Source organism: Rathayibacter sp. Leaf299, assembly GCF_001423055.1.
Classification (GTDB): Bacteria; Actinomycetota; Actinomycetes; order Actinomycetales; family Microbacteriaceae; genus Rathayibacter; species Rathayibacter caricis.
The window spans coordinates 92,502-115,317 of sequence record NZ_LMNT01000006.1 but is presented as its reverse complement, the minus strand read 5'-3'; the positions used below and the strand labels follow the sequence as shown (position 1 = coordinate 115,317).

The window sequence follows — 22,816 nt, the reverse complement described above, 5'->3', positions numbered from 1 at the left end:
TGTGAGCTCTGTCGAGTTCCGGATCTCCACAGCTCTGACACGAGGTGCAGCGTCAGGGTGAAGTCGGTGATGGCATCGCGGCCGCCGTTAGAGGTGCGTTGCACATCACTCTCCCGGCGCCGACGTCCAACAGGGCCTGATCGCGTCTCTAGAGAGGGAGCTTCATGCTTGCGTCAATGAGGTCGAGCACTACAGCGCGTAGCTCGGGGACCAGGAACCGACCGGGAGCCGAGTGGTCCTGGGTGGTGAGCGCTTGGCGGCCGTCGTCGGCAGTGACGACGATCGCGTGAATGACCGCGTTCCGGTTGAGGGTTGCGGGCCAACCGATGTTGGTCGCCCAGTCGAGCTGGTCAGTGCGTCCAGCGCTTGTCGCGAGCCGTTCGAGCTTCTTGATCGCGCCTCCCAGAGTAGTTTCGAACGGTTCGTCAGTAGGGGCTCCCTCATGCCGGCCTATAGCGTCTCGGACTCCGTAGTGGAGTCGAGCAGCCGCCCAGGCGACTCGTCCCAGATCCTCCAGGAGGTCGGGATCGGTGGGCATGTCATCGACGTAGGAGTCCGGCAGTGAGTTCATGCTCGATCTTTGCATCCAATTCGGTCTGCGCGTCCACCCGTGGACACGTACCTCCTCGGAGCGACCAGCCCTACGCGGCGTTTCGGGACGTGGTTGAACGTCTTTGGGTGGACGCCGATCGTCCTCGTGGCCGCGGCCTAGTGGTCGTTGTTGTGATCGAGAGCCCGAACAGCTGGGCGGAGAAGAAGTACAAGCTGCATCCTCGCAGCTGACCGCCAATCGAGCGCACGGCCGTTCCGCGCGCGACCGGAGAGCTCTCTCCCTCGGGCGGCTTGCCCGTTTAGGGTCATGCCGGTCACCGCGTCAACCTTCAGCGCGAGCACGCGGTTAGTGTGCGGCGTCGTAAGCCTGCTGGATGTCGGCGGAGATCCGGCCTCGGCTGGACACTTCGTGCCCGTTCTGCGCGGCCCACTCTCGGATTGCCTTGAGCCGCTGCGGGTCTTTCTTCGATCCCGCCGTGGCTCGGGTAGGCGTCGCTGCGCGTGAGCGGCGAGCAACGGAGGTGTACTTCTGGAACACCTCACGCAGCTCATCAGCATTCGTCGCGGACAAGTCGATCTCGAAGTTGGCGCCGTCAACCGAGAACTGGAACGTTCCCCCACCGTCGTCGATCGGGGTGCCATCGATGTCGTCGATGAGAGTGAGCTTCTGCGCCATGAGGTGATCTCCTAATACTGGAACGTGATGCTCTTCTGTCTATCAGAAATTCTCATTGAAGAAGTGGCCGACGCGGAGCGACTCCTATTGTTGGTCGTCCATCGCGCATGTCTTTCTATTGTTGCTAGGCAGGATCAGGACGAGTCGTCATCGGCCAGAGCTGCGAGCATGGCTTCTTCTTCCGCTTCGCGTTCCGCTCTGAGGCGCTTCTCCACCTCCGCGTCGTCCTCGTCTTCGTCGTCGAGGTTCTCGCCGGAGGGTGGGAAGGGTAGTTCCAGGTCGCGGCCGGCCGGGAGGTCCTTGAACTCCATCTGCGGGAGGACCGGGTCGATGTGCTCGAATGCGGTGCAGCCGTCGAGCACTCCGCCGGGTTGAGTGAGGGCCGGCCATTGCATGGCCCAGTCGTAGTTCCACCACGAGATCAGCGTCTCGTGGCGTTGGGCCTTCTCCCACGCCTGGTGCAGCGCGTAGAGCCGGTCGACGGCTTCTGGATGGGCCCACCAGCTGGGGCACCAGGAGTTGGGGCGCCGTTCGATCCGGGAGAGCCGCTGGCTGACCCAGGCGACGAACGCGTCCTGCAGCTGCTGCTCGAGCTCGTCCATCACGGCACGTCGGCGGGGATCGCGAGCTGACGGAGGGTCTTGTCCTCGAAGTAGGGGAGCTTTCTGACGAGGACGTTGCTGTCGCCGAGGACGATCGCGTGCCGCGGGTCCATCTCGGACAGCTCGGAGACGGACATCACCCGGCGGCGCGATCGGTGCGTGGACGTCGACGCTCCCGAGGGGCCGTAGGAGACGGACGGGGTCTGCTCGTCGTACTCGCCGAGGATCTTGGAGATCCCTTCGAGGAAGCGTTCGTCCTTGGAGCCGCCGCCGTACACGGCGGGGTTGGCGGCATCCCAGAGGGTCCCGAACCGCGTCTCGCCGAAGAGGTTCTTGGCCTGGGCGATGGACTGGAAGTAGGCGGACACGACGATGCCGAGGGACCCGTAGTAGGAGAACAGCTCGGGCAGCTCATTCCACTTCACGACGTTCGCGCACTCGTCGAGCTCGACGACCATCGGTGCCGGCAGGCGCCGGCGGGTGGTCGCGTAGGCGGCCTTCTCGGCCGCCCGGCACACGATGCGCACGAGGGTGGTCATCAGGGCGCCGCTGGCGCCACCGGCCTTGGAGAGCAGCACGAGCGTATTCCGGCCGGCGACGAACGCCGCGGCGTCGAATGCCGGCGCGTCCTCGCGCGGGACGGCCCACGCGACGATCTGATCGTTGGCGAGGCCGGAGAGCATGCGCTGCGCGGTGGACACGTACCCGGAGCGGGTCTCGTCGGCGACGGTCCCGAGGATCCCCTGCAGGGTGCGGGCCGCGCCGCGGGCGCCGTGGCGCTCGAGGATCGTGAGGGCGTTCTTCATCAGCGACTCGCTCGATACCCACCGGTGCACCTCGGAGATCGACAGCTCCTGCAGCGCGGCCGCGAGGAAGCAACACGCCAGGAGGTCCCGCCCGTTCGTGTCGAACTGGGCGTGCCCGCCGGTGTCCTTCTCGCCCTTGGTGGAGAGTTCGAAGATCGCGACGACCTGGCGGGCGTCGTCGATGCTCTCCACGCCCTCGAAGGGGTTGAACGTGAAGGTGGGCCGCCCATCACCGCCCATCAGCTTCTCGGGATCGAACACGAACGTCCGCCCTCCGGTGATCTCCGGTCGACGGCCGCGGATGATCTGCGAGATCCCGTCGAGCTTGTTGCTGGTCACGATCGCGGCCGCGGGCGCCGCGAGCACGTGCGGGACGACGAACGCGGTGGTCTTGAACGTCCCGGGCCCCATCACGTACGCGGCGCATTGCCGCCACGAGTGGTAGACGGTCGCGCCGGTCGTGGTCGCGCCGACGACGAGGCCCGGCGCGATCGCGACGGGAGACTCGGGGTGCAGTTCGGCCGTCTGCTTCGTGCGCGCCTTGACGCCCATCGCGCGGGAGTCCCGCTCTCCCATCCGCGCTGTCGCGGAGGAGTCGTCTCGGCCGCGCCGGAGGCGACCCCAGAGGAACACGGCCCCGATGATCGCGGCGAGCTCGACGACCAGGACCGCGACGAGGATCCCGGTCGACGTGGCCGGCCACGTCAGCGAACCGTCCTTGAACCCGCGGATCAGGCCCGGGAGATCTCCCGGCCGCGCACTGTTCACGTGCTCGAGCGTGGACCCGAGGGAGAACGCGACCCAGACCGCCGAGCCGAGCGCGAGGACGGCAGCGACGGTGCCGAGGACTCTGACGGCGTCCTTCCCAGGATCGGGCTCCGCGCTCACAGGGGGTTCTCCGTGGAGGAGGCTCGCTCGTCCAGCCCGGCGTCGGCGAGCAGCTCGGGGAGGTCACGGACCTCGACGTTCCGGTTGTCGATCCACCAGCCCGCGAAGTCCACCAACCGGGCGGGCTCGAGGACGCTCTTGTCGTAGTCCGACTCCGCCATCCCGTCGCCGACGACGAGGGCCTCGTAGGAGGCGGCGAGCATCTCGTGACGCACACGGAACGCCCAGTCCTTCTGCTTGTCCGTGCCGCGCAGCACGGCGAGCTCGTGGGTGGTAGCCCACTCGATCGCTTCCGCGCGCCGCGCCTCCCGGCCGGCCTTCACCTCCGCGGAGACGGTGCTGGCGTTCTCGGCCTTGAAGCAGTCGAAGCAGGGCGATTTGCCGAGCCACTCGGCCAGGCCCGCTCGCTTGCCGGCGGGCTTGTCGGAGAGATCGCGTTCTGCGACGTGGCCGCAGGAGTGCTCGATCTCGAAGACGGTGGGCAGAGCCATGATGTGTCCTTTCAGAAGGGGTGCGTGCTCGACGACGGACGTCGTCAGGCAGGTCGCGGTGCGAGTGCGCTGGTGGTGAAGGTGTCCAGCTCGCGGCAGATCCACGCGAGCTTCACGCGGGTCTGCTCGAGGGTCACCGGATGCCGAGGACAGCGGGACACGAGGATGTCGGCGAGGGCGGCGGCCGCCGCGTCCTCGCCGGCGCCGGTCTCCGCCTGCTCGAGCGCGGCGACGAGGGCCTGCGCGTGCAGGTGGTGCCGCGGGTCGCTCGGAGCGAGGGAGGCGGCGGCGTAGGAGGTGGTGGCGACGTGCTCGATCAGCCTCCCGAGCTCGGCGTACTCCCGCGCGTACTCCGCCGGCGTGCCCGTCACCGGGACATCGAGGGCTGACGTGCCCCGCGCTCCTGCCGGCGGGCCTGCTCTTCGACCTGGAGCTTCTCCTCCACGTCCACGACGGTGAACGGCTTCGGCGTGAACTCAGGGTGCAGGCGCTGAGCGACGTTGTCGTGCTGCTCGAGCAGCGAAGAGGTCGACGGGCCGATCTTCCCGTCGACGAGGGAGGCGAGGTCGGAGCGGAGCGCGGCCTGGAACTGGCTCCGAGTCGAGATCATCGCGGGCTGCTCGACCGGTTCGATCGGCACGAGGGCGTCGATGTCGTGGGCGGCGACCGCCGCGTGCAGGGGCCTGGTGTGGTCCCCGAGGAGCGCGGCGTAACGGTCGATGAGAGCGCCTGCGATCTCCTGCCGGTTCTCGGTGATCGACGTATGCGAGGGGGTCGGCGCCGCAAGTTCCCTCAGGTGGTTCTGGGCTTGCTCGAGGGCGTCGAGCGTTCGTATCGCACGGTCGCTGACGTCGTTCAGGCGTGCGTCGAACCCCGCCTGGCCTTCGTAGGAGGCGACGGTGAGAGCCGCGTGCAGCTGCTGCGCGACGGGCTCGATCTCAGCGTGCTTGAGTTCTCGGCCGCCGGTGACCAGATCATCGGTCGCGACGTTCCAGTGGGAGAGAGCTTCCTGCGTCGCGCTCAGGTCAGGAATGCGCGGGATCTCGTGCTCGGCCTGGTCGCGAGCGTCCTGGATCGTCGGTATCCCGAGGTGGGAGTTGGTGGCGATGATGCGGTCGATGTCGCGGGTGAGGTTCTCGATCGCGGGATCCAGGTCCGTCCACTTGCTCGCGATGCGCACCGCGTCGTCCAGGCCCGCGGCACGCCAGCCCTCGAACGTGAGCGGAGGGGCATCGCGCAGCTCGCCGGCGAACGCGGTGAGGTGACGCTCGTCGACGGCGCGCTCCTGCCGGATCGCGGGGATCAGTTCCGGGGTCTCGGTCGAGTCGCCCATCGCGGTGAGCAGCACGAATCGCTCGACGATTCCGGCCTCTGCGAGCCGCGCGAGTTCGAGGCGCTGGTCCAGCTGCTCGCGATGCTCGCCCAGCCCGTACCGGACCCGCTCGGCCCAGCCACCGTCGGTGACCGTGTCGGCTGACCTGGTCGGCGTCACCGCGGGCACCGCGAGATCCCGGAGTCGCTGATCGATGTCGGCGCGCAGCGCCGAGGCCGCTGCGGTCGCGGCCGTCACGAGCTCACGGTCGCGCGGCGCTGCGGCGACGCTCGACCACAGCTGCGTCGCCCGCTCGAGAAACAGATCCTCGCTGTCCTGTCGGGCCGTCTGCAGCCGCGTTGCGACCTGGTGTGCGTCCGCGAGCGAGACGGCGGTCAGGTCGGGCAGGTACACCTGCGCGAGGGGGACGGCGGTGTCGAGGAACGCCTCGGCGTGGCGGCTGCGGGTGATGGCCATGGTCTGTCCTTTCATCGGTCCGGCGACGAGGTGCCTGCCGGAGTAGTGGTGGTGGCGCTGCCTGGTGGGCGCTCAGCTGGTGGGGAGGGTGAGGGGGGCGGCGTTCGCGTAGGCGATATCGATGTGGAGGTGGTTGCAGGAGTCCTCGAACTCGGTGAAGTGCCGAAGCGGCAGCGCTGCTGGCCGGCACTCGATCTGCCCGACTCGGGATCCTGGAGGGACGACGGGGTCCAGGACGGTGATGAGCTGCACGGAGAGCCCGTCGCCTCCGGTGAGCGCGGTCCCGTTGAGGCTGAAGAAGTCGACGGCGTCGCCTCCGCCGTGGACCCAGTGCGAGGAGCCGGTGCCGGCGCCCAGAAGGGAGCCGGTGCACTGGCGGTTGAGGTCGGAGACGCCGACCTTCTCGAACGTCTGCGTGGCGATCGTGATGATCTGCAGCACCTGCACGCTGATCCCGCAGTTGGGCGCCGCGGTGCCCGCGGCCACCGCCCGGAGCTGCTGCTCGTACCGCTGCTCGAGGATGCGCAACTGTCCCCGGTCGATCGCAGCGACGAGGTTCTGGGCGAGGGCCTTCCCGTCGCCGGACACGGCGCTCATTGCGCACGTCGCCGCACCGGTCAGGGCCTGCACGATCGCCTGCGCGGCGGGAAGGTACTTCGTGTAGTGGTCCGGGTCGGCGTTGCCCTGCACGCTGTGCGCGGCCGTAGAGGGGTCCATGCTCTCCCACCCGGGGACGGCCTTCAGGCGCGTGAAGAACGACGTCGCAGCGTGGGTGGGGTCCATCGTCTGCGCGCGCGTGCCCCAGGGGGATCCGGCCAGGCACCACTGCTGCTGGAACAGGCCCACGGAGCACGTCGCCGTCCCGTCGGGGTTGGTGACGCCCTGCCCTTCGTCGCCGTGGTCGAGGTTGCGGAGCGAGGATTCCCCGATCGCGGTCATCACCCCGATCTGCTGCGCCCGCACGGGCAACTGCAGCGAGGCGGCAGCGTTCATGACCAGTGCGGCGTTCACGAGCTGATCCCCGGAGTACCCGTTCACCGGCTCGTGCGTCGCGGCGGCGGCTGCGTTCACGGAGCCGGCTGTGGTGCCACAGGCGGCCGCGGCGGAGCCGGACATCGTCACTCCGGTCAGCAGCACGAGCAGCAGCGCGAGCGCCGCGGTGATCCCTCCTCCGGCGCGCATGTCAGCTCGCTCGCACGTGCTGCATCGCGGCGATCGCCTGGTCCGTGTTCGTCACGGCCGTCTCCCACCCGGAGCGCACATGCCGGACGTGCGTCTCGGGCTGGGAGCCGTACTTGAACACGAAGTGCCCAGGCTTGAGCGTGAGCAGCAGGTCGACCGTCTCGGGGGCGTAGCCGAAGGTGCGGCCGGTGACGGCGGCGTCCTCGGCGCGGTCGTGACCGAAGGTGTAGATCGTCTGCGCCTCCTGGATGATCGACATCCCAGGCGACCCCTCGGGGATGTCGGACACCTTGTGCATCACGAACACGTTGCACAGCCCCAGCGACCGCGACAGCTTCGCGGAGGAGCGGATCAGGGACGCGGACGGGCCGCCGATGAAGTGCCAGCCCTCCTCCCAGATCACGTTCGTGCCCCAGCCGCGCTCGTCCTGCAGGCGCCCCATCAGCCACTCGTTACCGAGCGCCATCACGATCGGCACCGCCGGACCCTCGTCGGGCAGCTGGGAGATGTCGAACGAGGTGACCTTCCCCTGCAGGTCGACGTCGGCGGACGTCTCCCCGTCGAACATGCCCCCGTACTCCTCGACCAGGCCGTTGAAGATCAGCCGCACCGACACCCCGGCGCGGTGCAGCTCCTCCTTCACCGCACCGGACAGGTCCCGGTACTCCGGGTCGTCCGCGATGAGCCCCAGGTGCGGGAGGAGATCCGTGAGCACGAACGCGCGCTCCGTCGAGCGGGCCGCTGCGCGGCGGCCGCGGGCGGTTCCCGTCTCGTGCATGCGGCGGAACGCGGAGCGGACCGCTTCGTTCTCCCACTTCGTCAGTTCGGCGCCGCCGTTCGCGAGCGCGGCGACGGTGCGCAGCAGCCGCACCTGCCCGGCGACGCCTCCGCCGCGGACCATCATCGGGTCGAACAGGTTCAGCCGGGTCGTGGCGGCGTCGGGTGAGAACCGGATGGGTTCGGCGCCGAAACGGCGCACGACGTCGGCGTACTCGCCCTCGTCGCCGTTGCTGCCCTCCTCGCCCTTCTTCTTCTTGTCGAAGATCACCGCGCGGCGCCGCTCGAGCACCAGCGGCCGCAACACGAACAGGGTCTTCGTGAGCGACGACTTCCCCTTCCCGACCGACCCGGACACCACGCAGTTCGGGGACGTGATCCGGCGGGGTTCGGCGTTATAGGCGGTGAACGCGTCGTGAGAGATCGTCGTGCGAGAGAGCATGTCGCGGCCGTTCACGATCCCGTCGGTCCCGGTGGGCGGACCGATCAGGGCGGTGTTGAGGATCTCCGCCTGCCGCGTCGTCGACGGGGCGCCCTTCGCGGACGGCGCGTACCAGCCGCGCGCGCCCTTGCTCGAGGACGCACGCAACCGCGTCCCCGGCACGTCCCACGGCGCCGTCTCTCCCGCGGCCATCCCGGCGGGATCCGGGACGGCGTTCGCGGCCAGCTTCGCCGGGTCCTGGAACAGGCGACGTCGACGAGGCGGCCCGCTCACGTCCGGAGCTTCCTGTGCTGCGCTGGCGTCGGTGGCGTGGAGAGTGTCGTCGAGGGGGGCGGAGGCTTCGCGGCGGGTGCTGCGCTTCATCAGAGGGCTTCCTTCTCGCTGGTGCCGGCCGGGCCCTGGTAGAGCCGTGCCGACAGGGAGGTGGTTTCTGCCGGGAGGAGTGAGCGGTGTGGCGGTGCGCTCGCGGCGAGAATGGTGAGGTGGTCTCTCTTCCGCGATTGCGCACGCTGCACGCTCAGATGAGGGCGGCCGGTGAGACTCGATGCCGATTCACCTGGCCGACCCGACGGCACGGGCGGGAGTTCAGCGTCGTGTTCTTGACGGATCTGCGGCCGATGGTTCTGCTGTTCGGGCTGTGCGGTGGGCAGCTTGCGTTCGAGTTCGACGTCGACGCGGACTACTCGTTTCGCCCGTTCTTGGGCGAGAAGTACTCGGCTCTGCTGGACGCTCTCGGGTTGCGGCCGGATCGTGAGGATCCGTTCCGACCGTCCGCGTTCTTCCAGGACTTCGCTGACGTCATCCCGGTCGCTCTCGCGTCGACGAGGCCCGTCACCCCCCGGGATGTGCCTCGAACCCGGCAGATCGAGGACGCGGAGAAGATCTACTTCATCGGTTGGCGGTACCACGGGGCCGGGAGTCACGTCTCGTTTGCGAATCTTGAGAAGACGCGGGTGCTGCTCGGTGAGGAGTTCCACCACCGCTGCAGGGACGGGAACATCAGTTCGTGCTGGTCGGACGATCCGCATGCTGATCACCCCGCCCAGCCTCCGCAACGCCCGTGACGACGACGGCTGCCCAGTGCCGCAGCGTCCGTGCGCTCGATTCGGTCGGTGCGAGGAAGCAGCCGATCGGTGACGCCAGTGATCCCCACTCCGCGACACCCCACAGGGCGACGGAGGGGTCGTGCCGCGTCCGAGCGCACAACGTCACGCACCACTGATGACCATCACCGAGGTCGATTCCAAGGTGCCCATCCGGGTACAGATCCACGGTGAGAGATGGATCGTCGGCGTCGAACACCGGCGCGTCGGGGTCGAGCTGCGCGGGCTGCTGCAGCTGCGGCATCAGAGGGCTTCCTTCTCGCTGGTGCCGGCCAGGCCCTGGTAGAGCCGTGCCGACAGGGAGGTGGTCTCGGATGCGATCCCGCGACCGATCGGCCACGTCGCACCGGATGCGGCGGCCTGGTAAGAGTCCTGCCAGTCGAGTTGGGCGATGCCGAGGGAGTTCGAGCAGAGGTCCGCGAGCTCGCGGGAGGCGCGGGAGAGGTCCTCGCGGGTGCGGGCGGAGATCGTGACGTAGCCGGCCCAGGACGTGCCGTGATGGTTGCTGCCGGCGACGAGGTCCTTGGAGCGGCGCTGCGCGGCGGACATCGCGGTCTGCGTGTCGCCGACATCGATCTGGCCCGCCTGCCGGCGGGAGAGGACCTCCGCGCTGTCGCGCACGAGATCCTGCCGGGCCGAGGCCTTCGCCTCCGCGGCGGGGATCAGGTTGATGTGGAACGCGATCGACCGGACCGAGGACAGGCCGGCGCCGACGAGCAGGTCCAGGATCCACAGCGGGGTGCGGCCGGCGACGGCCATCGACTCCGGGACCAGGCGTGCTGTCCGATGCCACCAGGTCACCGGCAGGTCCGTGAGCGGGTCGACGTCCTCGACGATCTGCGCCGAGAACTCGTCGTGCGACGCAAGGCCCGGCCGAGCCGGGTCCAGGCCCGCGACGAGGTCGATCGGGCGGGACGGGTTCTGCTGATGCATCATCACCGCGGCGACCTGCCGCGCCGTCAACGCGGCGACGTCGCCCATTCGCGCCTCCGTGAGGCCGGCGATGGTCGCCGCGATCTCCTGCCGCATCAGCGCCCGCCACCCCTCCCGGCCAGGCCCGTACTTCGACGCCGCGTCCCGGAACGCCGCCGTGACCGGCCAGCAGACGGTGATGTAGTGCCGCTGCACCATCGCGCCTTCCGAGGAGAGCCGGATCACGTCCGCATACGACTGCTGAGCCGCCCTGTATACGTCCTCGAGGTCCGCCGGGATGTCGGTGTCGAGGGAGCCGGCGGCCCAGTGCTCCTGATACGCCGAGTCCGAGGGCAGCACTCGCGTCATCGTCTGCACCCGCCGGGCGAGCGAGGACGGGGCGGCGCGCCCCGCGAGGAACGCACCCCACCCGGCCGCGGCACGGTTCAGGACCGACGCGGACTCGATGCCGCGCAACTGCCCGGACACCGAGAACACCACCGACAGGTACTCCTGCTCCCCCGCGGCCGCATGCCACGCGATCCCGGGCGTCGCGCGCCCGGACTGCAGCCAGCCCATCCCGTCGGCGCCGTCCGGCATCGCCCGCAACGCCCCGACCGTCCGCGCGGCATGCCACTTCGCCGTCCGACCGCGCGCGGACGCCTGCGCCTGCAGGGCGGCCTCCCACGCCTGGTCGCTGTAGGGGGTGAACACGTCGGTGCCGGTGCGTTGGCGCAGCTTCCAGCGGCGCCGAGCTCGACGCCTGTCCGCGATCGACCCGCGATGCGTGCGGACCGTCACCAGCAGCGTGATCCCGGCGCCGGCGACCGCGATCAGCAGCGCCGGCCAGCCCAGCAGAGGCAGACCGATCACACCGCCGACGAAGAACAGGCCCAGGCCTGCCACGCGACCCTTCGAGTGGGTGCCGCCGAAGAACGACCGATGCCCGGCCTCCCCGCCGATGTAGCGCACGTACGACTGGCTCATGCCGGCTCCCCGTTCTCATCGACCATCTCGGCCGCCTTCTCCGTCGCCACCAGCCCCGCCTGTAGGCCGGCCTCCCCCGCCTTCATCGCGCCCGCCGCGAGCAGCGTCGGCACACCGATCACCGCGCCCACACCCGTCGAGGACTCCGCGGCTCCCGCCGCGGCCGCCGCCTCTGCAGCGCCACCCCCGGCGGCCACCGCCTCGCCCGCTCCCGCAGCGCCCGTCACCGCTTCGTCGGCGCCGCTCGCGCCCGCAGGCGACGACGCACCCAGAAGCGTCTCCGGCGCCGAATGACGACCCCCCGCGGGCCCTGCACTCGGCATTGCAGAGCCGGCGCCCTCCCCGCTGTCGGTGCCGGTCAACGCACCGGGACCACCGGCCACAGCGCTCACCGAGTCGGAGGAGGCCAGCGTCGACGTGCTCGAGGTCGACTCCGACGACTCGCTCACCGTCGACGTGGTCGACGTCGGCCCGTCGCCATCACCGGTGCTGCCGGCACGTGTGCTGGAGTCGTCGTTGCGGGACATCCAGGACGTCAGAGTCGGCGCCCCGATGATCCCCGCCGCGGACACCCCGCCTGCGGCCGCGGCGGCCGCGGTCGGCATGACGGGCGCGAACTTCATCAGCAGCAGCGGCGAGATCGCCGCGGCGATCATCGCGAGGATCGACACGATCCCCTGCACGAGCGCCTGCAGCGACGGCGACTGGTTGAACAGCCCCGTCGTGGCCGCCGTCATCCGGAACGCGACGCCCAGCAGGAAGAACAGCAGCGGATGCGACGCGAGCAGCCCCAACCACAGCATCGGGATCTTCTGCCCGAACCGGCGATACTGCGGGTCGATCAACCACACCAGGCCCAGCGCCATCACCACCCCCGTGAAGTAGAGGGTGAGCAGCTGCACGACCAGGACGATCAGAACCAGGATCAGCGCGACGATCGTGCCCAGCATCAGCAGGATCGAGACGAAGATCCCGCCCGCGACCGCGGTCCCATCGTTGCGGTCGATCGAGGTCTGCAGCTGCGTCAGCGACTCCTCGGCCGACCCGACGATCCCCCACTGCGCGATCGCGTCGGACAGGGCGTGGAAGAACTCGACCAGCAGCCGCCCGAACGCTGGACCGAACATGGCCGTGATCAGGAACACCGGGAAGTAGATCATCACGGCCTGCGCGAGATCCCGCCCTGCCATCGCACCCCGCGCGGTCCGCACGAACAACGGGATCAGCAGCACCACGGCGACGAAGATCGCCGCCGCGAACGCGATCGCGTACGCGCGCAGAAACCAGTCCGCCGAGAGATCCGGCAGCGTCGCCGTCGTCAACGCCGGCAGCAGCTCCTTCGCCAGCCCCGACGCGGCGTCCCGCAACACCTTGAACAGGCGCCCCCACGGATCATTCACGAAATCGATGGCGTTCGCTGCGCCGTCGATGATCTCGCCGATGCCGGTGCGCATCAGCACCCGCCGGTGAAGGGAGTGCCCGCGGTGAAGAGCGATCCCACGTCTCGGGTACCCCTGATGTCGGTGAGGCGCCACCCGTCGGTGGTCCATTCCGCGCTGATCGTTGCGCTCTGCTGCCTCGACGCCGCGAGTGCGCCGTCGAGAACGATGCCGGTACCGATCGTCACCGTCGCGCTCGTCGGAGTGAACGACTCGAGGAGATAGACCCCCGGCGCCGTCGAGAGGTAGAAGGGCTGGGTGGTACCCAAGCCGGCGACCATCTCGGGATTGCTGGCGTAGTACGCCGCGATGTCGGAGTCTGCGGCCGACGACGAGACCGCGCCCTCTTGGACCCGTTCGACGTCTCCTGCGGTGGGTACGGGACGCTGGTACAGCCAGCGGGTGATCGACGCCGCGAACTCGACTGCACCGTTGCTCGTGTGCGGAGCCTTCTCGACTGTGGTGAGCACCATCTCAGCGTCGCGACCAGGGCCGCCCAAGCAGCCGGTGGGCGCAGCATCCGCGACGGGGTCAGGCGTGAGCGAGAGCGACTCTGCAGGGCTCGGCCCCGCGGGTGTCGAGCTCGACGGCGCGGCGGGAGCAGTCTGCTCTGCCGTCGAGGTCCTCACGAGGAGGATCGCGACGATGAGCGCAGCAACGACGATCATGCCGCCGAGGAGCCAGGGCCAGCGGCGAGCGGGAGGTTGGGGCGAGTTGATGCTCATCGATGTTCCCTTGCTGAAGCGGGGCGAGCGCCGCGCCGACGCTCGCGACGAAGGTGTGGAAGAAGTCGGGGGCGCACGTCGGCGCCCCCGCGGTTCAGCCGACGAGGGCGAGGATGGCGCCGACGCCGACGGCGAGGGCGGCGAGTCCGGCGAGAGAGATCAGCGCCCACTTGAGCTGTGTCTGGCCTTCCTTATAGGAGTGAGGGTTGCTGCCTCCTGCCTTGCCCATCGTCACTAAGCCGACGATGACGAAGACGACTGCGATGACGATCGCGATGCCCCAGAGGCCGCCGAGGACCTGCTGCCACAGCTCGGTGAACTGGGCTCCGAAGATCGTGAAGTCGGGGACGACTCCATCGAGGGGGTTCGCGATGGTCCGGAGGGGGCCGGCGAGGAGGGTGGTCGTGTTGGTGAGGGTGGTCATCGGTTCTCTTCTCTGTCGGGTGGTGGTGGTCAGTGGACGGTCTTCTTGAGCACGTCGACGACTCCGGCGGCGAGGTGCGTGAACGCGGCCGCGGTGGCGGGCGAGAGCTTGTCGAGGGTGATCTGGCCACGCTCGGCGATGTGCGGGTCGAACGGGATCTCGAACACAGCGGCGGGCTTCGCGCGGTCGATCAGGCGGGTGATCCGCTCGGTCACGTGGGTCGCTTCGGGTCGGCCGTCGGTGAGGCGGACGATGATCGCGTTCTTCGCGAGGTCCTCGGCGTGGCCGCCGGCACGGTGGAGCTCGTCGAGGAGCGCGAGCGCTTCGAGGGCCGCGTCGCCGGCGTTGAGCAGCGGGATCACGAGGACGTCGGCGGTCTCGACGGCGCCGTGGAAGGCGGAGGAGGTGGGCTGGTTCCCGGAGTCCATGACGCGGATGTTGTGGAACTCGTCGATCAGCGCGGACGCGGCGACGACCTGGTCCCGGGTGAGGCGGTCGCGTCGGCCAGTGGAGCCGATGACGGATGCGAACGAGGTCTGCGGGGCGGTGTAGCCGGCGAGCTGGCCGGCGGAGGTGATCGAGTCGATGTCGCGCAGCAGCTCGCCTAGTCCCAGGGCTGGGGATCCTTCGGCGCGGAAGGTGAGGGCGCCGGGGTCATCGGACACCTCGACGATCGCGACGGATCCGCCGCGGACGGCCGCGAGCGTCCCTCCGAGGCATAGGGCCGTGGGGGTCTTGCCGACGCCGCCCTTGCGGTTGGCGACGAGCACCGAGACGGCTCGTGTCCAGGTCGCTTGCCGGATGGTGCGCTCATCGATCTGGGTCTGCCGTGCGTGCTCGAGCTCCGCGAGCTCGACGGGGCCGGGTGCGAGCTTGAGCAGGCCGCCGGTGGCCTTCACGAGCAGCCCGCGGACACCCTTCTGGGCGACGGTGTGCTCGGGCTCCTGCTCGAGGTCGAGGTCGGTCGAGACGCTCCCCCACCCGTCTTCATCCTCGGTGGGGAGCTCCGCAAGCGAGGTCTCCTCGAGGCGGACGGCGTCGACCGTCTGCACGGAGTCGGGCGGTGCGGGGGCAGGTTCCTTCTGCTCCTCAGGCTCGGGAGCAGGGCGCACCACGGCGACGGGTTGTGCGACGGTGACGGGCGTTGCCGGTGTGCTGTCGGGGCTGTCTTCTCGGTAGCCGCGGGCGCGGCTCGCTCCGCCGAAGGGGGTGGGGGTGGTCATCAGGCCGGGTCCTTTCGAAGACGTGCACGGGGTGGAGGGTCGGGTGAGGCGGGACAGGTCAAGGTCCTGCCTCACCCGGAAGGCCGCTGGGGGCCTTCTCGCGGCCGACCGTCTGACGCAGAGACGGCCGTCGCGCCCGGTCGGAGAGCTGCTACCGCGAGGCGGCGGAGCAGCTGCTGGATCGGGTGGCGGTTGCACAGGAGCGCTCGATGCCTGTCTTCATGCGTCACCGCCAACGCGACGCTCAGGAAGGTCGACCGGTGCGATCCGTGAAGAGCGATTCCAGGTGCGGCGTGCGGTCCTGTTCGCGAGGGCGCCGACGAGCGCGGCGGTCGACTTCGTCAACGCCGCTGAGCGCAACCGATCGTTCGGGTCGTCCGCGGCAGCGGCCGCCGCATTGAGTACCGCGAGCTGGGCCACATACACCTCGTCCTGCTCGAGCACGGCTTCGATGAGGGCGGCGCGGTCGGGGAAGTACCGGTAGATGCTGCCGATGGACACTCCTGCGTGTTCGGCGACGTCAGCGGTGCTGAGCCGGTCCCGGCCGACCTCGACGAGCACCGCCGAGGCCGCTGCGAGGATCCGCTCGCGCGTCTCGACGCCTCGCTGCTGTACCGGACGGGGACGATCGATGCGGGTCACCCGCGCAAGCGTGGAGTCCCCCTTCATCGCGGCGTTCACTCCGCGCCTCCGGCGCCGCTGCGGTGCGCGGCGAGCAGCTGCGCGACGCGCACGACGCTCACGGCCACGAACATCGCGAGCAGGACCAGGACGAGCCACCCGAGCCCCTCCGCGAGGACGGTGGCGCCGCGGGTGCCGGGCAGGAGCGCCACCGCGACCTTCGCGATCAGCCACGCGAGTACCGCGGCGACGGTAGCCGCGTACCAGGTCAGGACGTCTCGGACGAGGCGCCCTTCCGGGTCGCGAGGTCGTGCGGTCGGCTCGCGGCGAGCCCACGCATGGACGAGGGTGCTCATGCCGCGACGTCCTCGAAGGAGGTGGCGAGAGCGCTCAGCCGGTGTCGGACCTCCGCGGCGAGATCCTCGATCGAGGAGTCCAGGACGACGCGGATCCCGTCGTGCTGCAGCAGCTCGGCCGCGACGACGTCGAGTTGGACGGTGGGGATCTTCTCCCACAGCTTCGCGGACTCGAGCTTCCCGCCCTGGCCGAAGAAGAGGATCCCGACCTGCACCGTCCCGAGGGCGACATCCAGGCGATCGCGGCCGTCAGGCAGGCCGACGATCCGGTGGGTGAGGCCGAGGGCGGGCAGGAGCTCATCGAACGCCGCCAGCTCTCCCTCCGCGACGGCCCGCAGCAGCTGCACGGGCACCGTCGACGCCGCGGCGGGCGCGTCGACGGCGTCGGCGAGTCCAGGGTCGGGTCGCACTCCACGCCGTAGAGCGAGCAGCCGCGTCACGCGAGCCGCGACGGCAGCGAACGGGTGCGCGTCAGCGGCAGGCCGGCTCGCGGGCGACGCTGCAGCGGCGGGCGTGGCGATCACGGTCTGGACGACGGGCGCCGTCCAGAGGCTGGTGGTGGCAGTGGTCATGGTCGTGGCGATGCCCTTCCCGTCGAGGACGGCTCGGATGAGTTGGAGGGGTGGTGGAGGGACTGGAAGCAGCGGTCAGGACGCGTCGAGCGTTTCGTGGTGGGCGTTCTCGAGCGCGGTGCGGGGGTAGCGGTCGAGCACGTTCTCGAACGCGCTGTGGAGGGCGTCGGCGCGGTAGAGGTCGTCGCGCAGGGGGACGAGTCGTGTGATGACGAGCGCGAGCGCCAGGGCGCGTTCCGGCGCCGGGGTGAGGGCGCCGTGGATGCGGGCTTCCCGGTTCAGGTGCTGGAGCACTTGGGTCTGCGCCGCGGTCGGGGTGCTCGGGCGGACGTTGTACGGCCGCTTGTGGTGGAGCGAGGGAAGCCTCCCCGCGACCTCTTCGACCGTGCAGCGGTCAAGCGCGAGGGCGAGGAGGGATTCGTGCGCGTGCAGCAGGCGGGAGTATTCGAGGTCTGCGTCGGTGACCGGTGCGAGCTGGTCGAGGCGCTCGGCGAGAGATCGGTGGTCGATCACCTGCAGGAGCAGGCTCGGCACGGTCCGGATCGCCCAGTCGAGTGTCCGCGCAGCCGCGGGGTGTGGGGTCGCGGTCACGGCGTGGTGTCGCTGATCTGGCGGGTGGCGAGAGCGGTCCAGGCGAGTTCGTAGGCGGTCTCGAGTTGTGTGGCGTGGGGGCCGCGGCCGCGGTGCCACTCGCGCTGCTCGAGGAGGTCGCACACCCGGTCCGCCCAGACCAACGCCGCAGGAACGGGAACGAGCTTCGGGATCTTGAAGAGCGTGGCGGTGGTGCGGATGTGGGCGTCGGTGCGCTGCGGCATCGTGTCGGGACCGATGAAGGCGCGTGCTCGGGTGAGTTCGGGCTCCTCGGCGAGTAGTGCCTCGTGCAGCGTCTCGAGGACACGGGCGTGTGGTCGAAGCAGCCGCGGGTGGTGGGTGCGGTGGGCGTCGATGGTGTCGAGTTCGCGGACCAGGCGGGCGGCGGCGGGTCTCTCGGAGGCGGTGAGCAGCAGTTCGGGCACGACGCGGATCGCCCAGTCGAGGAGGGTGGCGGTGGTCACGGTGATGACGGTGTCGTCGCCGGTGCGTGCCCTGCAGGTGATGCGGTGGACGTTGCTGCCGGATCCGGTCGGGCGCGGCTTGGGCGGGGTGTGGGAGGTCATGGTGGCTCCTTCGCGGTGGTGGGTCATCGGGGGTCCACGGCGGACCAGGCGGTGAAGCGGGCGAGCGCGAGGATGCGTTCGGTGGATCGCCACCCGGTGCAGGACTGCAGGGTGAGGAACGCCAGCTCGGGTTGCTCGCCGGGCTGGTAGGGGACGGGCGCGATCGCGTCGACGGCGGTGGGCGGCAGGGTCTGGGAGGACTCGTGGCGGTAGGTGAACCAGCCGGCGTCCGAGTGGACGTAGATCGGGTCTCCGGGGACGAGCTGGTCGATGTCGCGCAGCGGGGCGCCGGAGATGTTGCGGTGGCCGGCGATGGAGAAGTTGCCGACGCCGCCGGGCATCGCGGTTCCGGGGTAGTGGCCGATGCGGCCGGGGTCCAGGACGGTGTCCTCGTCGACGCCCTCGCGGATGATGCGGGCGTAGTCGGCGCCGAAGCGGGGAACGTGCAGGGTCGCGAAGTCGGTGTTCTCCGCAGGCGCGACCTGGATCTGCATGGCCGGTGCGGGTGCCCACTGCTGCGCTGCAGCGGCGTCCTGCTGGGTGTCGGCGGTGAGGGTGTTCTGGACGCCTTCGAGCCAGAGGAACGGGTACGCGATGACACCGGCGCCGGCGAGAACCGCGGTCAGGCCGGCGCCGAGAGCGAGGCGCCTCGTGACCGAGCGAGGAGAGGGCATGACGGGGTTCCTGTTCTCAGAGAGGTGTCGAGGGAGCCGGGGGGCCGCTCCTGCACGGGGGCTGGGTGCAGGAGCGGCCTCCGGGGGCACTCGGCATCGGAGGGTGGTCGTGCGTCCGCCCCGGGGTGGGGCGGACGCACGACACGGGTGGTTACTGCTCGGTGGCGGTGTTCCGGCGACGTCGGATGACGGTCACCGTGACGGCTCCGAGGCCGAGGAGCAGCAGGCTGCTTCCGGCGATGAGGAAGGGGCCGCTGTCCGCGCCGGTGGAGGCGAGGAAGCCGCCCGGCTTCGGGGGCGTGGCGACGGTGACCTTCGGGACGGTGACGTCGGCGCAGCTGTAGGCGGCGTCGTCGGTGCAGGGGTTCTGCACGGTCGGCGGTTCGAACCCTCCGGGGAGGTTGGTGAGAGTCGCCCGGTTCTCGATGGTCCACGCGTCGGTGCCGTCAGCGACGGTTCCGACGACGGATAACGTGGTCGACTCCCCCGCCTTGAGGGTGATGCCGTCGATGTGGTCCACGAACGCGCTCTTCGTGCCGCCGTCGCGACTGATGGTCACGTCGCGCAGGTGCTCCAGGTTCGGGACGTCGCGGAGGGTGAAGTTCTCCGCGGTGCGCTTGCCGGTGTTGGAGACGACGATGTCGAAGCCCGCCTCCTTGCCGTGGGAGGTGCTCTCCTCGTGCGCGGTCTTCTTGATGTCGAGCTGGCCGGGGATCTTCTGGGTGGTCAGCTCGGTGCAGGAGGACGTGGCGTCATCGATGCAGGGGTTCTCGACGGTGGGCGGGGTGAATCCGGGCGGCTGCTCGGTGATCTTGGCCCGGTTCGGGATCGTCACGGCCTGGTAGCCGCTGTCAACGGTGCCGGAGACGGTCAGGAGCACCTGTCCGCCCGCGGGGATGTCCAGCCCGGTGACGGGTGTGTCGGCGGGCTGGGTGGTGCCGTCGGGGAGGGTGATCGTCGCGTTGGTGAAGTGCTCGAGGGAGGGCACGTCGGTGACGCTCACGTCGGTGGCGTCGAGGTCGCCGGAGTTGCCGACGAGGATCTGGAATTCGCCGGTACCGCCGTTCTCGACCTGGGCCTGCTCGGTGGACTTCTTGATCCAGAGCTTGCCCTCGCCGATGGTGTGAGGAACGGTCGCGCACTCGTTGCTCGCGGTGCTCGCCGCGGCGACGGAGCGCTGCAGGGCCGCCGCTTCACCGGGCGCGGCGAGGCAGGCGGTGTTCACGAGCTCGCGGTCCTCCGAGATCCCGGCCGCGTCGTTGAGCGTGACGGTGAACTCGAGAGTGGCCGTCTGACCGGCGGGGATGGTGCCGGCCGTCCAGATGATCCGCCCGGTGCTCTCCTCGATGTCCGCCGTGCCCGAGGACGCCTTGATAGAGGCGGTGTCGAGGGTGGCGTCGTCGAGGACTCCGTCGTCGAGGAAGTCGGTCACGGTGCCGCCGGCCCAGTCCCCCGAGCCGTCGGAGGTGAGCGTCAGCGTGTACGGGACCGTCTGGCCGGGGACGAGCTTCTGATCCGACGGGACCGTGGAGGTCTTCGTCAGCGTCACGTGCGGCTCGAGCGCGGCCAGCGGCGCGGTCGCCTCGGCGCCGTCGGTGCCGAAGGTGTAGTCGTCGATGGACCGGTAGTCGCCGTAGGAGCCCGAGAGGCCCGTGTTGGGGTTCCGGGTCTCCGTCTCCCCGTCCCAGCCGTGCACGCCACCGGTCGAGTCGACACCGTTCTTGCCGTTACTGGTCAGCGGAGTCGTCGACTCGCGGACCGCGTTGCCCGGCACCAGGAGCGAGTCGTCCCAGTAGACCGTGGACGCGTCGGTGTCCCCCGCACTCAGGCGGCGGATCTCGATACCGCCGCGGGAGGCCTCCGTGTCCACGCGGGTGAAGTGGAACTCGTTCGTGCGGTTCAGCGTCGCGCGGAACGTGACCGCCGGGTCGGTGATGTCGACGGTGTCGCCGGCAGCGTCCTTCCCGTCCCACGCGACGGAGAACCCGCCTGGCTTGGCGACGATCGTGGTCAGCGAGACATCCTTCTCGCCGTCGTACGAGCCGTCACCGTCGGCGTCGATCGTGACCTTCACCGTTCCGGGCTGAGTGCCCAGCACGCCCGTCAGGGTGCCGGCGTTGGAACCAGTGCCCGACCGCTTGAACGCGAGGTCGCTGATCGTCGGCGCCGAGTACTTCGGAGCGATCGACTCGGGCAGATCCGCGGCCGGCGGGTCCAGGAACAGCTTGTACGTCTGCAGCCCCTCGACCTTCTCGCGGTTCGAGGACTGGAAGTAGTCAGCCCCGATCCCGTCCGCTTCCGCGGAGCGCTGCATCGGGACGGAGAGGTACGACGGGTCCGAGGACCCGATCTTCACGTTGCCCTTGTTGTTGGCCTGCACCGTGGAGCCGATGCCGTCGTAGTCCCGCAACGTCATGTCGTAGCGGGCGCCGGTCTCGGTGATCGCGTGCAGCGTGAACGTCGACGCGCGCTCGCTGTTCGTCGCGAACGAGGTCTTGGCGCCGGACTGCAGGCCCCACGACGTCGACCAGACACGGCCGGCGATCGCCTCGCCCGACGTGCTCTTCACGCCGATGTCCCAGACGAGGTTGACCATCTTCCCGTCCGCGATGTCCGACACCGCGACCGTGTAGATCCCGTCGGCCGGGGCGACGTAGTCGCCGCTGACGACCTGATCCGGCCCCGCGCCAGGCGAGTACGTCTTCGACGCGAGGACCTTCCCCGTCGGGTCCTTGACCACGGCCGAGCCGCCGGCGGACTCACCCTCCGCATCGCCCGAGCCCGCCTTCAGCGGGTGCAAGTTCACGGTGAACCGCTCCCCCGCCTTCACCCACGCCGAAACCGTCGTGGTCTGCTCGTTCACCCAACCGCCCTGCAACAGCGTGTTCGGGATCGACGCGTTCGCGTCCGCAGCCAACGCGGACGGCACCACACCGCCCAGCAGCAGACCGCCCGCGAGGACGCAGCCAGCCGTCGTCGCCGAAAGCACGCGCCGCCCCGTACTGCTGCTGCGCTGTCGAGGCGGCGCAGAAGCTCCACTTGCTCGATTCATGTCTTCTTCTCTCTCTACGAGGGGAAGGACTCCCCCACCGCGCACAAGGCGCACCATTTCACGGTGATAACCACCCGCGAACCGAAAGCAAACTATCATTTCAGTACGTCTAGGGAGCCCCCTGACGCTTTATCCGGCGGGTTCGGCCGGACGCAAGTGATCGGGCGGCCGGAGGGGTCGGCGCCGGTGGCATCGCAGGGTGCAGATTCAGCACCGCTCTCGGGCGGAGTCGGTGCGCCAGAATGGCAAAATGCCGAATCACTACACGCCGCCCGACCCTGCTCGTTCAGAGAGAGTTGAGTTCGCCGTGGAGATCATCGGCAATCCCGCCAAGAGTCAGATCCTGAAGTTCCTCTCGGCGAACCCGGGCGCGTACTTCGGGCTCATCCAGAACGCGCTCCCCGAGATGAACGTGAACACCCTCGCTCGCCACCTCCGCTCCCTCGAGGAGGCCGGCGTCATCGAGCTCGACCTGCCGCGCGGGCAGCGCCGCGGGCGCACCCCGCGCTACACCGTCAACCGGGCGGCCGTCGTCGACATGACGAACGAGTGGTTGGCCTACCTCGACATGAACCTGCGGCCCACGGGACCAGAGGCGGAGGGCCAGTAGGCACGCAGGAACGATGACGCGCCGTTGCGGTGCTCTACATCGTCGGAGCTAACATGAGCAAACCTCGTGTCGGGGAACCCTGGCCTCTGCACGCGGTGCTCATACAGCAACGTCAAGGAGCACACATTGGTTGGCCAGGTCAGATCTCTCCCTCAGTCGCGCCCACAGGCGCAACACACCGCACAGGCCTCAGACGAAGCCACGTTCGAAGCGATCGCGATACTCGCTCGCGCCACCACCGCCCTGGCCGCTGGACCGCGGGCATTGGGTCCGCACATCGAACAGCTCCGAAACGTCGGCTTGGTGATGGGCGACCAAGTCGATCTTCTCCGGGCCCGCCAGCTCGCCAATGAGTACCTCGCGGCGGTCGGAGCTTCGCCATGCGGCTAGGGCGTCAGGAGCGGTGACTGGCGTTCGGTGCGCGTGATCGGCGCCAATGAGGCGACACACCGCGGCACTTACGTTTCTGTTAACGGAAACGCGCCCATGATCGTCCCCATGGGCAGACCAAGCAAAGGACAGCGAGTATCCATCATGGCGAAGCCTGCCCTTCCCCTCGCGGAGGTCATCAAGGCCAACGCGGAAGCCATCGGGCTGAGCTACGGCGAGTACGTCACAGCTCTCGCGGCCGAGGCGCTCGGCATGCCCGAGTACGCGCCGCGACCCAGCCGTGATCGTGCAAATGAACTTCCCATTCCTCAGGAGGCGCGCACGACAGCCGCTTAAACGAAGGAGGCCCGCCGAAGCGGGCCTCAC

At 69.4% G+C, this 22,816-nt stretch carries 25 protein-coding genes; 4 read left to right on the top strand and 21 right to left on the bottom strand.

Features of this window, described 5'->3' with window-relative positions; translation table 11 throughout:
- Positions 1 to 148 precede the first annotated feature (148 nt).
- The 9 genes from ASF48_RS17730 to ASF48_RS17690 all read right to left on the bottom strand — a co-directional run bounded on the left by ASF48_RS17730 (position 149) and on the right by ASF48_RS17690 (position 8,568).
- Positions 149 to 571, bottom strand: coding sequence for a hypothetical protein (locus ASF48_RS17730; RefSeq protein ID WP_055794552.1), 423 nt, complete (start codon positions 569 to 571; stop codon positions 149 to 151).
- A gap of 327 nt (positions 572 to 898) precedes the next feature.
- A complete protein-coding gene (locus ASF48_RS17725; protein ID WP_055794550.1) occupies positions 899 to 1,228 on the bottom strand; it encodes a histone-like nucleoid-structuring protein Lsr2 in 330 nt (109 codons plus the stop codon).
- Between the two features lie 134 nt (positions 1,229 to 1,362).
- The gene (locus tag ASF48_RS17720; protein WP_082481764.1) at positions 1,363 to 1,830 is read right to left on the bottom strand and encodes a DUF4913 domain-containing protein; all 468 of its coding nucleotides are present in this window, start codon (positions 1,828 to 1,830) and stop codon (positions 1,363 to 1,365) included.
- On the bottom strand, positions 1,830 to 3,524 hold the full coding sequence (locus ASF48_RS17715) for a type IV secretory system conjugative DNA transfer family protein (RefSeq protein ID WP_055794545.1): 1,695 nt from the start codon (positions 3,522 to 3,524) through the stop codon (positions 1,830 to 1,832). Before ASF48_RS17715 ends, ASF48_RS17720 begins: the two co-directional genes overlap by 1 nt.
- Positions 3,521 to 4,015, bottom strand: coding sequence for a hypothetical protein (locus ASF48_RS17710; protein ID WP_055794543.1), 495 nt, complete (start codon positions 4,013 to 4,015; stop codon positions 3,521 to 3,523). Before ASF48_RS17710 ends, ASF48_RS17715 begins: the two co-directional genes overlap by 4 nt.
- Before the next feature lie 44 nt (positions 4,016 to 4,059).
- On the bottom strand, positions 4,060 to 4,386 hold the full coding sequence (locus ASF48_RS17705; RefSeq protein ID WP_055794542.1) for a hypothetical protein: 327 nt from the start codon (positions 4,384 to 4,386) through the stop codon (positions 4,060 to 4,062).
- Positions 4,383 to 5,804 carry a hypothetical protein gene (locus ASF48_RS17700; RefSeq protein WP_055794540.1) on the bottom strand — a complete coding sequence of 474 codons (1,422 nt, stop codon included), beginning with the start codon at positions 5,802 to 5,804 and terminating at the stop codon, positions 4,383 to 4,385. Before ASF48_RS17700 ends, ASF48_RS17705 begins: the two co-directional genes overlap by 4 nt.
- A 72-nt stretch (positions 5,805 to 5,876) precedes the next feature.
- Positions 5,877 to 6,986, bottom strand: coding sequence for a hypothetical protein (locus tag ASF48_RS17695; RefSeq protein ID WP_055794538.1), 1,110 nt, complete (start codon positions 6,984 to 6,986; stop codon positions 5,877 to 5,879).
- 1 nt (position 6,987) lies between these two features.
- Positions 6,988 to 8,568: an ATP/GTP-binding protein gene (locus ASF48_RS17690; protein WP_157603235.1), complete on the bottom strand. Its 1,581-nt coding sequence runs from the start codon at positions 8,566 to 8,568 to the stop codon at positions 6,988 to 6,990.
- An 86-nt stretch (positions 8,569 to 8,654) separates the two neighbouring features.
- Here ASF48_RS17690 and ASF48_RS17685 point away from each other — a divergent pair, with 86 nt between their 5' ends.
- Together ASF48_RS17685 and ASF48_RS19550 are read left to right on the top strand one after the other, a co-directional pair.
- Positions 8,655 to 9,269 carry a DUF6037 family protein gene (locus ASF48_RS17685; RefSeq protein ID WP_327205452.1) on the top strand — a complete coding sequence of 205 codons (615 nt, stop codon included), beginning with the start codon at positions 8,655 to 8,657 and terminating at the stop codon, positions 9,267 to 9,269.
- A gap of 157 nt (positions 9,270 to 9,426) precedes the next feature.
- The gene (locus tag ASF48_RS19550) at positions 9,427 to 9,594 is read left to right on the top strand and encodes a hypothetical protein (protein ID WP_157603233.1); all 168 of its coding nucleotides are present in this window, start codon (positions 9,427 to 9,429) and stop codon (positions 9,592 to 9,594) included.
- Here the strand turns inward: ASF48_RS19550 and ASF48_RS17680 are convergent.
- The 12 genes from ASF48_RS17680 to ASF48_RS17625 form a co-directional block, all read right to left on the bottom strand.
- Positions 9,552 to 11,207 (bottom strand): hypothetical protein, encoded by a 1,656-nt coding sequence (locus ASF48_RS17680; RefSeq protein WP_055794534.1) that lies wholly within the window; start codon positions 11,205 to 11,207, stop codon positions 9,552 to 9,554. The two genes, ASF48_RS19550 and ASF48_RS17680, sit on opposite strands and share 43 nt — an antisense overlap.
- Positions 11,204 to 12,661 carry a hypothetical protein gene (locus ASF48_RS17675; protein WP_157603232.1) on the bottom strand — a complete coding sequence of 486 codons (1,458 nt, stop codon included), beginning with the start codon at positions 12,659 to 12,661 and terminating at the stop codon, positions 11,204 to 11,206. The genes ASF48_RS17680 and ASF48_RS17675 overlap by 4 nt, the downstream gene beginning before the upstream one ends.
- Positions 12,661 to 13,371, bottom strand: a complete 711-nt coding sequence (locus ASF48_RS17670) for a hypothetical protein (protein WP_055794530.1) — start codon at positions 13,369 to 13,371, stop codon at positions 12,661 to 12,663. The genes ASF48_RS17675 and ASF48_RS17670 overlap by 1 nt, the downstream gene beginning before the upstream one ends.
- Positions 13,372 to 13,465: 94 nt before the next feature.
- Positions 13,466 to 13,795: a hypothetical protein gene (locus ASF48_RS17665; protein ID WP_235577279.1), complete on the bottom strand. Its 330-nt coding sequence runs from the start codon at positions 13,793 to 13,795 to the stop codon at positions 13,466 to 13,468.
- Between the two features lie 29 nt (positions 13,796 to 13,824).
- The gene (locus ASF48_RS17660; protein ID WP_157603231.1) at positions 13,825 to 15,018 is read right to left on the bottom strand and encodes a MinD/ParA family ATP-binding protein; all 1,194 of its coding nucleotides are present in this window, start codon (positions 15,016 to 15,018) and stop codon (positions 13,825 to 13,827) included.
- Between the two features lie 219 nt (positions 15,019 to 15,237).
- Positions 15,238 to 15,660 (bottom strand): TetR/AcrR family transcriptional regulator, encoded by a 423-nt coding sequence (locus ASF48_RS17655; RefSeq protein WP_162238050.1) that lies wholly within the window; start codon positions 15,658 to 15,660, stop codon positions 15,238 to 15,240.
- A 35-nt stretch (positions 15,661 to 15,695) separates the two neighbouring features.
- Positions 15,696 to 15,995, bottom strand: a complete 300-nt coding sequence (locus ASF48_RS17650) for a hypothetical protein (RefSeq protein WP_055794524.1) — start codon at positions 15,993 to 15,995, stop codon at positions 15,696 to 15,698.
- Positions 15,992 to 16,567, bottom strand: coding sequence for a hypothetical protein (locus tag ASF48_RS17645; RefSeq protein WP_055794522.1), 576 nt, complete (start codon positions 16,565 to 16,567; stop codon positions 15,992 to 15,994). The genes ASF48_RS17650 and ASF48_RS17645 overlap by 4 nt, the downstream gene beginning before the upstream one ends.
- Positions 16,568 to 16,642: 75 nt before the next feature.
- Positions 16,643 to 17,158 (bottom strand): hypothetical protein, encoded by a 516-nt coding sequence (locus ASF48_RS17640; RefSeq protein WP_055794520.1) that lies wholly within the window; start codon positions 17,156 to 17,158, stop codon positions 16,643 to 16,645.
- Positions 17,155 to 17,724, bottom strand: a complete 570-nt coding sequence (locus ASF48_RS17635; protein WP_055794518.1) for a hypothetical protein — start codon at positions 17,722 to 17,724, stop codon at positions 17,155 to 17,157. The genes ASF48_RS17640 and ASF48_RS17635 overlap by 4 nt, the downstream gene beginning before the upstream one ends.
- 23 nt (positions 17,725 to 17,747) lie before the next feature.
- A complete protein-coding gene (locus ASF48_RS17630; protein ID WP_055794516.1) occupies positions 17,748 to 18,398 on the bottom strand; it encodes a sortase domain-containing protein in 651 nt (216 codons plus the stop codon).
- A gap of 151 nt (positions 18,399 to 18,549) precedes the next feature.
- Positions 18,550 to 21,387 carry a DUF7927 domain-containing protein gene (locus ASF48_RS17625; RefSeq protein WP_055794514.1) on the bottom strand — a complete coding sequence of 946 codons (2,838 nt, stop codon included), beginning with the start codon at positions 21,385 to 21,387 and terminating at the stop codon, positions 18,550 to 18,552.
- A gap of 370 nt (positions 21,388 to 21,757) precedes the next feature.
- Here ASF48_RS17625 and ASF48_RS17620 point away from each other — a divergent pair, with 370 nt between their 5' ends.
- Both ASF48_RS17620 and ASF48_RS17615 read left to right on the top strand, forming a co-directional pair.
- Positions 21,758 to 22,060 carry a winged helix-turn-helix domain-containing protein gene (locus ASF48_RS17620; protein ID WP_055794513.1) on the top strand — a complete coding sequence of 101 codons (303 nt, stop codon included), beginning with the start codon at positions 21,758 to 21,760 and terminating at the stop codon, positions 22,058 to 22,060.
- A gap of 534 nt (positions 22,061 to 22,594) precedes the next feature.
- Positions 22,595 to 22,786, top strand: coding sequence for a hypothetical protein (locus tag ASF48_RS17615; protein ID WP_055794512.1), 192 nt, complete (start codon positions 22,595 to 22,597; stop codon positions 22,784 to 22,786).
- Positions 22,787 to 22,816: the final 30 nt, after the last annotated feature.